The sequence below is a fragment of the Tolypothrix sp. VBCCA 56010 genome (assembly GCF_050875635.1).
In the GTDB taxonomy this organism is placed as follows: Bacteria; Cyanobacteriota; Cyanobacteriia; order Cyanobacteriales; family Nostocaceae; genus Hassallia.
This window is the reverse complement of sequence record NZ_JBPAOH010000213.1, coordinates 1-9941: the sequence shown is the minus strand read 5'-3', so window position 1 is coordinate 9941 and position 9941 is coordinate 1. Positions and strand designations below refer to the sequence as shown.

6 protein-coding genes and 1 pseudogene are annotated in these 9941 nt (G+C 43.3%); 4 read left to right on the top strand and 3 right to left on the bottom strand.

What is annotated here, in order from left to right; all coding sequences use genetic code 11:
* From AABK37_RS37745 to AABK37_RS37735, 3 genes and pseudogenes are all read right to left on the bottom strand, one after another.
* A pseudogene (locus tag AABK37_RS37745) lies at window positions 1-622 on the bottom strand (photosystem II q(b) protein); the annotation flags it as partial.
* Window positions 623-825: 203 nt separating this feature from the next.
* The gene (locus AABK37_RS37740; protein ID WP_432556570.1) at window positions 826-2319 is read right to left on the bottom strand and encodes an MBOAT family O-acyltransferase; all 1494 of its coding nucleotides are present in this window, start codon (window positions 2317-2319) and stop codon (window positions 826-828) included.
* Window positions 2320-2444: 125 nt separating this feature from the next.
* Window positions 2445-5378 carry a DUF1574 family protein gene (locus tag AABK37_RS37735; protein ID WP_432556569.1) on the bottom strand — a complete coding sequence of 978 codons (2934 nt, stop codon included), beginning with the start codon at window positions 5376-5378 and terminating at the stop codon, window positions 2445-2447.
* Between the two features lie 49 nt (window positions 5379-5427).
* Between AABK37_RS37735 and AABK37_RS37730 the strand changes: the two genes are divergently transcribed.
* From AABK37_RS37730 to AABK37_RS37715, 4 genes are all read left to right on the top strand, one after another.
* Window positions 5428-5661 (top strand): hypothetical protein, encoded by a 234-nt coding sequence (locus tag AABK37_RS37730; protein ID WP_432556568.1) that lies wholly within the window; start codon window positions 5428-5430, stop codon window positions 5659-5661.
* A 170-nt stretch (window positions 5662-5831) separates the two neighbouring features.
* On the top strand, window positions 5832-6053 hold the full coding sequence (locus tag AABK37_RS37725; protein ID WP_432556567.1) for a hypothetical protein: 222 nt from the start codon (window positions 5832-5834) through the stop codon (window positions 6051-6053).
* Window positions 6054-6149: 96 nt separating this feature from the next.
* Complete coding sequence (locus AABK37_RS37720; RefSeq protein ID WP_432556566.1) at window positions 6150-9299, top strand: phosphoenolpyruvate carboxylase; 3150 nt, start codon at window positions 6150-6152, stop codon at window positions 9297-9299.
* A gap of 159 nt (window positions 9300-9458) precedes the next feature.
* Entirely contained in the window at window positions 9459-9713 is a 255-nt protein-coding gene (locus AABK37_RS37715) for a hypothetical protein (RefSeq protein WP_089126090.1), read from the top strand.
* Window positions 9714-9941 lie beyond the last annotated feature (228 nt).

Genomic DNA, 9941 nt, shown 5'->3' with positions numbered 1-9941 from the left:
CGCCGAATACACCAGCTACACCTAATTGGTGGAAGGGGTGCATCAAGATGTTGTGTTCTGCTTGGAACACAATCATGAAGTTGAAGGTTCCGGAGATACCCAAGGGCATACCGTCAGAGAATGAACCTTGTCCGATTGGGTAGATCAAGAATACTGCGGTTGCTGCTGCTACGGGTGCAGAGAATGCCAAGCAGATCCAAGGACGCATACCTAAACGGTAGGATAGTTCCCATTCACGTCCTAAGTAGCAGAATACGCCGATTAGGAAGTGGAATACTACCAACTGGTAAGGACCGCCGTTGTACAACCACTCATCTAAGCTAGCTGCTTCCCAAATTGGGTAGAAGTGCAAGCCGATTGCGTTAGAAGAAGGTACAACTGCACCGGAGATGATGTTGTTTCCGTAAATCAATGAACCTGCAACGGGTTCGCGGATACCATCAATGTCTACCGGAGGTGCTGCGATGAACGCAATGATGAAGCAGGTGGTAGCGGCTAAGAGGGTGGGAATCATCAATACGCCGAACCAGCCGATGTATAGGCGGTTTTCGGTGGACGTGATCCAGTTGCAAAACCGTTCCCATACGCTGGCGCTTTCGCGTCTTTGTAAAGTTGTGGTCATGAGTTTATGATTGCTGTGAACTTTAAACAATGTATCAGGCAAATTTGTTTTTGCCTGTATTAATACTTTACATGTTTTTACGGAATTGTGGCAATTATATCTATTTATAAATTTTATAAATTTTATAAATTTTATTTATAAATATAGATGGGGGATAGTGTAGTGCATCCTTTGAGGTGGTTGAGAACTGAAGCCAAATGATGCTAGAAATCAAAATAAATATAAGGCAAGCTGCCTTCAGGAGCCAATAACCAAACAGCGTAGAGACATAGTGGCACGAAGAAAAGCTTGACAGGCCAATGGAACTGTAACTTTAAGTTGCGGTTAAAGGCATACACTATAGCCATAAGCGCAGCTAAAATCGTTAGCACCAAAGCGAGTTGGGATTGGCTGAGATTGAGTGCTTCTACATAAACCTTTTCGGCAAACTGTGCGTCTGCGGAATGACCCCAAAGGTGCTGAATTACTAAAGAAGAGTCTTGGAGGTTGGGTAAGCGGAACCAAATCCAAGAGGTGAAAACCATTATTTGAGTCAGCAGCCAAGCTAATAGTATACCTATGGGATTTTGCCAGAAGTGTTCGAGATTTTCAAAGCGATCGCTAATTGCATCAGTCAGTCGATGAACCACCAAGGCTAAACCATGATAAATACCCCAAACTACATAACCTAAAGCTGCACCATGCCAAATCCCAGCAATTAACATCACAATAAATAAATTCAAGCAGGTGCGATCCAAACCGCGACGGGAACCACCCAAAGGAAAATATATATAGTTACGCAGCCAATCGCCTAGTGTCATGTGCCACCGTCGCCAAAAATCAGCAATATTGCTGCTGAAATAAGGAAAGTCAAAATTCTCTGGCAAAACCAAGCCGAAAAGCAAAGCACTACCACGGGCAATGTCTACGTAACCATTAAAATCTAAATACAATTGCAAGCCGTAGGCAAATGTAGCCAACCATAAATCAATACTACCTGCCCTTTGCAAATTACCAAAACATAAATCAACAAAAATCCCCAGATGGTCTGCGAAAATACCTTTTTTGACTGCACCCCTAGCAATTAACCATAATCCCTCTGCCACAATATCAGGAGTAGGAAATTTCAGCGCACTGAATTGATTTTCTAGCTTGTGATAGCGAGTAATCGGACCAGAAATCAATTTGGCAAAGAAAAATTTGTAGCTAGCAAACTTGAGAAATTCTCCAGTAGCCGGCGCACCGCGATAAACATCAACTAAATATGCAATGCACTCAAAGGTAAAAAATGAAATACCCAATGGTGCAATTATTTTAAAAGAATCACTTGATGCAGGTAACTGGAAAACAAACTTAAAGAAAGGTTGCAAATATTTGAAACCTAATAGCAGCAAAACATTTAAAATTACACCCAGCCACAAAATCTTTAAACGGCGACGATTCCAATCTGCTTGAGCAAATTGCCACTCTTCGTTAGAAATGCGCCAATCGAGAGTATGTTCTTTTAGTGAAGTGTTTTCTCCTAACGCCAAACCAAGACGAAAGTTAATAAAAACCAGTGCAAATAATAGCGGTATATATTGAGCTTGCAAAGATGCGTAAAACACCAAGCTAGCAATCAACAATATCCACAGCCGCAATTTTTCTTGTGCTAAAGACCAATAAATCCCTAGCACACTCAGTAAGAATAACCCGTAAACAATTGATATAAAATTCATTTAATTAGTTAGTTAGGAGTTAGGAGTTAGGAGTTGGAGTTAGGAGTTAACAGCTAGGAGTTAGGAGTTAGAAGTAATAACTCCCCCTTGTCCCCCTGTCCCCCTGTCCCTTTGCCCCCCTGTCTCTACTTCGTCGTCCAAGGAATCATCGGATCGTTTGCCAGCTTTTTCGAGACTTCGTATGCTCCAAAGCGGTTAAGATGGCTGGGGTCAGAAAAGTTTTTACTTGTCTGGGGAAATAGTTGGCTTAAATCCCGATAAATCAAGCTAGAATTTGCTACCTGACTCGTCATATACTGTTGAAAATCTTGTTCGTATTTGCTGCGTACTGGGTCTAAATAATCTGCCGTTAAGGGCATATTTACAAAAACTAAGGAAATTTTATGAGCTTGGGTAAACTCTAGCACTGCTTGGAAGGCGGCATCTTGTTCACCTGCTACTTGAAATGATTTGTAATCATTGTCGTAACTTCCGGAAACTTTAGGATGTTTTTGATAGTAATTCTTAGGATTGAAGCGGATAGATAAAGGTAAAAATCCATCAAAGTCAACTGCTTGCTGATAATTTTCTTCAAAGTTATCAGTTGTTTGTGTTGACGCAGCGGGTTGAGAACTACTAATTCCCGGCAAAGATTTGAATTCTTTGTTCAAGAAAGCTTTGAATCGATCGCGCTGTTGATATGTAGCCGAAAGATTAGCTAAAGCTTCATTTAAAGATTGATTCACAGCTTGATAGCTATTGACATCTTGATTTTCGGCTTTTGTTTTTTGTTGTTCTTTGGTTGCCGATTGAACATCATTCGTACTACTAGCTAGTACTTTCTGAATCGCTTGTTGATAACCGGCTGATGCAGCGATCGCTTTAAAGGTTGCATCATCTCGACCGCTGTTAAATGCACGGGAACCATCTGCCCATATAATAATTTTTGGTAATTCTGATGGCTCTAAAACTCGACGAATGATAAAATCTACTACCTGCGCTGTGGCTCCATTTATACCAAAATTAAATACATCAATATCGGGATAACCCTGAGTAGCCAAAGCTTTGTCAAGTGCTGTCGGATCTATTCCCCTCAAAGCGCGGGAGGAACCGATAATTAAAACCTTTGGCGGAATACCATTTTTAGCTAGACGCTGTTTATACAATGCCAGTTGCTCATCTAACTGTCTAGCATTGAAACTGGGCATTTGCGATCGCGCTGCTAATAAAATCGCCGTTGCGGTTGCCTTTCCTCTGGGGGGCGTATTATCATCTTTGGTAAATCCAGAAGCGTTGAATACAGAATCGCTTTGAGATTTTTGCCCAGAAGTATCGGCAAAAAAGGCAGTTCTCTCACCTTGATTTTCGTCATCCACAGAAGACGATTTCGACGTGACGCGAGCAACTGTTGTTTTCTGTGCAGTCAGAGCAACAATTTGACCTAATATCCAATCGGTTTGCAGGGTAAGCAATAATCCCAGCGTTCCCCAAACCAAAGCGGTTTTTAAAGCTTGGTAATCAACGTTTCGCTCGCTAGAATCTTTTTCTATGAATAGCTGCGTTGTCAAAAGACTTTTTCTCGCGGTTGCACCCCAATCTCGAGCTATTTCGGTGACAAAAGTGTGAACTTCCTCGGTTGTTAAATCGGGACGCAAAATTGGCTCACTACTCTCGGAGGGTAAAAGCTCGTTAACGTAGGCAGAAGTGGCTGCAAATTCTGGGGTAGCTTCTGGTACTAAACGCTGGCGTTGCTCAAAATCTACGCCATAATTCCAAAAAGGTTCTTTATTACCAGCACGCCGACCGTACACCCTTACTCCGATTATATTAGGTATTTTTAACTGGCGGACGCACTGAGTAACTTTGGGGGCAACTTTTTTTCTGCCGGGACAAATAGGTGCATCACACATGACGTGTAGCAAGTCACCTTTTCTTAACAAAAGTACGCGAATACCACCTGTTTTCAGGCGTAAATTTAAGTCAGGATTAAGTAAGCGTTCTAGTAAAAAATGAATCGCCGGCTCATCCCCAGAACTCGCTAATTCCAGAACTGATGAAGCAAGCGCTGGATGCTCAGAAGCGGGTAAACTGAGCCAATCAATCCAATGTAGTTGTTGTTCGGTGGTTTTTTGTCCGTAAACAGTGGCAGCGAGAATTCCTTGAGGAGCGATCGCTTCTAACTGAGGTAAAATTGCATTCAAGCACGTTGTTTTATCTGGGACAATTGCTGAGTCGGTTGAGGTGCAAAATACATGTAGCGTCGATTCTTTCAAAGAAGCTTGCACCGTAACTTTTAATTCTGACAAAGCTGCACCGACAACAAGAGCGATCGCTTGTATATCTCCCCAACGTGCCCATTCTTTCAACATTACCTCAGGAGGCGTTAAATCTATCCGCAGCAACCACTCCGGCTTTATTTCGCCAACAACTTGCGAAGCGATAACAGCATCTTGATAGCCTAATAGCTTCAAATCCCGTAGTTTCTGAGCTATAGGTTCGGCGATTAAAGATGGATCGGGACTGTAACTCGACTGACAAAATATCCACAGACGATTTTCTTCTAGAGAACTTTTTTCTTGTGGCTTTTGGTTCTTAACCTTGACTTCAACTGACACACCCAAAGTACTCAACGTTTCGCTGAGATAACGAGCGATCGCATCTGGGTGTCCTTGGCGTGCCAAACTTTCATTAGAAACAATTATCGCCCCACCAGGTTTGATGCTGGATTTTTCCGCATCTTTAATCAGGGCTTGATTTACCTGTTCTAAATGTCTGTCGAGTTGATTTAAATAAACTCGATGACACCATTGGGGTCGCTTCTCCCCTTTTGTGCGACCATAAACAAATACTTGGTAAATAGCAGGTTCCTGGTTTTTTGTCAACATTTCCAAGTCGGTCTGCTGTAACGCTTGCAGCAAGTCCGACAGAGTTTGCCAACGTTGAGGACAGTCTCGACCTTCACAAAGAATGTGCAAGTCGTTTCCTCGTAACTGGATTTTCACCCCGAAAGTGTTGATACCAGTTGCTTGGCTGACCCACTGCGCTAAAGATTTCTGGCGTTCTAGTGATGCTGTTTTCATGCTCAGTAGACTTTACAAAAAGCTGTTGTTGGGGAATGGAAAATGAGGAATGGAAAATGGGGAAAGGGGAAAGGGGAAAGGGGAAAGGGGAATAAAAAGAAGTTTCAGAATTTCACTTGCCCCATGCCCGCTTGCCCCATGCCCCATGCCCGCTTGCCCAATGCCCAATGCCCATGCCCCATGCCCATGCCCCATGCCCCATGCCCGCTTGCCCCATGCCCAATGCCCAATGCCCAATGCCCCATGCCCAATGCCCAATGCCCAATGCCCCAATGCCCTGTAAACTAGAACCATAGATTTATCACAGTTTGAAGTTTTTTTTTAACACTTTTGTTACTCTATAACCTTGCATAATAAACAATAAGAGTTTTGTGAAGTTACCAGCGACGCTTTGCGTAAATTTTACGTTTGTTCAATTATTCCTTCAATAATCACCTCTAACCAATGCCTTTTATGGATCACTCATCCAACTCTGGATTAAATCTGGGTTTAATTACTATTCCCCAGTTTTTAATGACGCAAACAGGTACAGCGTCTATACTACTGCTGCTTTTAGGACAAAAAGCAACCCAATCTGCCCTAGAAGCTATGGGACAAGCCACTGAAGAAATTTTTCGGGGCGATCGCTTACCCATCCTCAACTTCCCAAATGAAGACGAGTTAAGCCGAAGTTAAAGATTATAGTCTGAAATTTCTCTTTCTTGAAGTTAGTGCGCTAACTTTACAAACCAAGAATTGTCAACAGTAATCGGCTCTACTAAAACAGAAGATATGAGTTCCGTTTTATACTCTTTGGCTCAGACTGAGAATATCTACCCCTCTTGCGAATTATTTTTACGCCATCGTCTCCAAGTAGTTGAAGAATTGTGGGAGTCGGTTCTGCGGCAAGAATGCGGTCAAAAGATGGTAGATTTATTGCGACAGCTACGGGATCTGTGTTCGCCAGAAGGACAAGCCAGAAACGATCAAGCAGCAGAAGTCTTCAATTTGATTGAACAACTCAATATTAACGAAGCCATCCGTGCAGCTCGTGCCTTCGCTTTATATTTCCAGTTGATCAATATTATCGAACAAGACTACGAACAACGGCAGCAATTAACTCGCTATGAAGTAGAAGTTAACTCCTTAGAACAAGAAAATCTACAAAACATCACTTCTTCATCCAACCACGGAGAAAATGATGCACCGCTAAACAGCGGATTGGGAGCGGATATGCTAGCAAAAAGCTGGCGTGTATCTGCCCACGACAAACAAAAAGGAACTTTTACTGCGTTATTTCCTTTATTATTCAAACTAAATGTACCACCGCAGCAAATTCAACGCTTGATTTCTCAGTTGGATGTGCGTTTAGTCTTTACAGCGCACCCCACAGAAATTGTCCGTCATACAATCCGCGATAAACAGCGACAGGTGGTGAACCTGTTACAAAAACTCGATACAATAGAAAACCGCGTGGGTAACACCCCTGGAGGATATCCTTGGGAAGCAGCAGATTTACGCGAACAATTGTTAGAAGAAATTCGCCTGTGGTGGCGTACTGACGAGCTGCATCAGTTCAAACCAAGTGTACTCGATGAAGTAGACTACACGCTCCATTACTTCCAAGAAGTGTTATTTGATGGCATTCCCCAACTGTACAAACGCTTCAAATACGCTTTAGCTAACACCTTTCCTTGGCTAGAACCCCCGAGGAAAAACTTTTGCCGATTTGGTTCTTGGGTAGGTTCAGATAGAGATGGAAACCCATCAGTCACACCAGAAACCACCTGGCGAACAGCTTGCTATCAGCGCCAAATGGTGCTAGAGAAATATATTCACTCAGTCAAGCAGCTGATTGAATTATTGAGTGTGTCGATGCACTGGAGTGATGTTTTACCAGACTTGCTGGAATCTCTAGAATTAGATCAATCGCAGTTAAGCGAAATATATGACGCGCTAGCGCTGCGTTATCGGCAAGAACCGTATCGGCTGAAGCTTTCTTACGTGCATAAAAGGCTGGAAAATACACGCGATCGCAATACAGCTTTATATAAACGAGAAACGCCAAAAAATGAAGATGCCCCAATGTACCGTTCGGGTGCAGAATTTTTAGCAGAGTTGCGATTGATTCAACACAACCTGACAGAAACAGGTTTAAGCTGTCGCGAACTAGATAATCTAATTTGTCAAGTCGAAATTTTTGGCTTTGACTTAACGCAATTGGATATCCGACAAGAATCATCCCGCCATGCTGATGCGCTAAATGAGATTCTCGACTACTTGCAATTATTACCGCTATCTTATCACGAGCTATCAGAAGCTCAAAGAGTAGCTTGGTTAGTAGGAGAATTGCAAACTAGGCGTCCGTTAATTCCGGCAGAATTGCCATTCTCAGAAAAAACCAACGATGTAATTGAAACTTTCCGCGTAGCGCGATCGCTCAAACAAGAGTTTGGTGTAAATATCTGCCAAACTTATATCATTAGCATGTGCCGCGAAGTTAGCGACGTACTCGAAGTATTACTTTTAGCCAAAGAAGCAAGACTTTTCGATCCAGGTACTGCGATCGGCAGTATTCAAGTAGTTCCCCTATTTGAAACGGTGGAAGACTTGCAACGCTCAAAAAGCGTCATGCGTCAACTGTTTGAACTACCTTTATATCGCGCTTTATTAGCCGGCGGGTATCAAGTAGGGGAGAAGGGGGACAAGGAGACAGGGGGACAAGGGCAACAAGGGGGAAATTCCTCTTCCTTGTCTTCCCCCTTCCCCCCAACCCCACTTCGTGGGGACCCCAAAGCCCCCCCTCTCCCCCTCCCCCCCTCCTCCCCTCTCACCGCTAACTTGCAAGAAGTCATGCTGGGGTATTCTGACAGCAATAAAGACTCTGGTTTTTTGAGTAGTAACTGGGAAATTCACAAAGCTCAAAAATCATTGCAGAAAATAGCCGAAGATTATAGCATAAATGTGCGGATTTTCCACGGTCGCGGTGGTTCTGTGGGACGTGGTGGAGGACCTGCTTATGAAGCTATTTTGGCGCAACCTGGTCACAGTATTAACGGACGCATCAAGATTACAGAACAGGGTGAAGTTTTGGCTTCCAAATACTCTTTGCAGGATTTGGCTTTGTATCATATGGAAACCATCACTACAGCTGTAATCCAAGCTAGCTTGTTGCGGACAGGGTTTGATGATATTGAACCCTGGAATGAAATTATGGAAGAATTAGCAGCGCGATCGCGTACACATTATCGCTCTTTAATCTACGAGCAACCCGATTTTATCGACTTCTTCCACCAAGTAACGCCAATAGAAGAAATCAGCCAATTGCAGATTAGCTCTCGTCCAGCGCGTCGTCCATCTGGTAAGAAAGATTTAAGCAGCCTAAGAGCTATTCCTTGGGTATTTAGTTGGACGCAAACTCGATTTTTGCTACCTTCTTGGTACGGTGTCGGCACAGCTTTACAAGAATTCTTGAATGAAGAACCCGAAGAACACCTAAAATTATTGCGTTACTTTTATGTCAAGTGGCCCTTCTTCAAGATGGTAATTTCCAAGGCAGAAATGACCTTGGCAAAAGTAGACATTCAAATGGCGCAACATTACGTCCAAGAATTGTCACAACCAGAAGATAAAGCCCGCTTTGAGAAGGTGTTTGAGCAAATTGCTAGCGAATTTTATCTTACACGAGATTTGGTGCTAAAAATCACCGACCACAAACGGCTTTTGGATGGCGATCCTGTTTTGCAGCGTTCAGTGCAATTACGTAATGGTACAATTGTACCATTGGGTTTTATACAAGTCTCTATCATCAAACGGTTACGGCAGTCAATGACTAATACCACCTCTGGGGTTATTCATTCTCGTTACAGCAAGGGTGAGTTGCTGCGAGGGGCATTGTTAACTATAAACGGTATTGCCGCCGGTATGAGAAATACGGGTTGAGGTGGATAGTGGTTGGTGGATAGTGGATAGTGGTTATTGGGAGCGTAGATAGTGGAATTTGGATAGTGGATAACTGTTAACCGTCAACCAACAACCAACAACGCTCCAACCAACAACGCTCCAACCAACAACTAACCACTAACCACTAACAAAGCAAAAATGACTAAGAACAAAGTTCTAATTTGCACCTTTTTAGCGCTAACGTCAGGATTGGTTGGTGGTTATATGAGCGGGCAAATAACTTTAGCTATCCATAGCCAAAAGTGTCAAAATCAAGGTTGGGTATTAAAGGAAGTTTGTAACGCTTGGGTGACACCAGGAGCAATGTGGCAAGGTAGCACTACCGGACTGTGGACGGGGACAGTTTTAGGAGCGTTTGCTGGGGGTTTAGTGACGCGTCAATCTCGTAATTAGCCCTCTTCTATGACCCTGGAGAAAGAATAATAATTATGAAGCCCTGACGATTAAAATCGCGGCTACACAAACAAAGTCCGCCTACGCGGACTAATCTGAAAAGAGGGTTTCAAATGTAATTATTTTTGACCAAGCCCCGTTGGGGCGGGGTGTAGGGTGTGGGGTGTGGGGTGTAGGGAAAGAGATAGCCCCAACAACCAGTGGGAAACATACGCCCCGTCTTTTAAG

Excerpts from the sequence above, each read along its gene's own strand:
- AABK37_RS37740 (WP_432556570.1), bottom strand. The coding sequence starts at position 2,319 with ATGAATTTTATATCAATTGTTTACGGGTTATTCTTACTGAGTGTGCTA.
- AABK37_RS37735 (WP_432556569.1), bottom strand. The coding sequence starts at position 5,378 with ATGAAAACAGCATCACTAGAACGCCAGAAATCTTTAGCGCAGTGGGTC.
- AABK37_RS37730 (WP_432556568.1), top strand. The coding sequence starts at position 5,428 with ATGGAAAATGGGGAAAGGGGAAAGGGGAAAGGGGAAAGGGGAATAAAA.
- AABK37_RS37725 (WP_432556567.1), top strand. The coding sequence starts at position 5,832 with ATGGATCACTCATCCAACTCTGGATTAAATCTGGGTTTAATTACTATT.
- AABK37_RS37720 (WP_432556566.1), top strand. The coding sequence starts at position 6,150 with ATGAGTTCCGTTTTATACTCTTTGGCTCAGACTGAGAATATCTACCCC.
- AABK37_RS37715 (WP_089126090.1), top strand. The coding sequence starts at position 9,459 with ATGACTAAGAACAAAGTTCTAATTTGCACCTTTTTAGCGCTAACGTCA.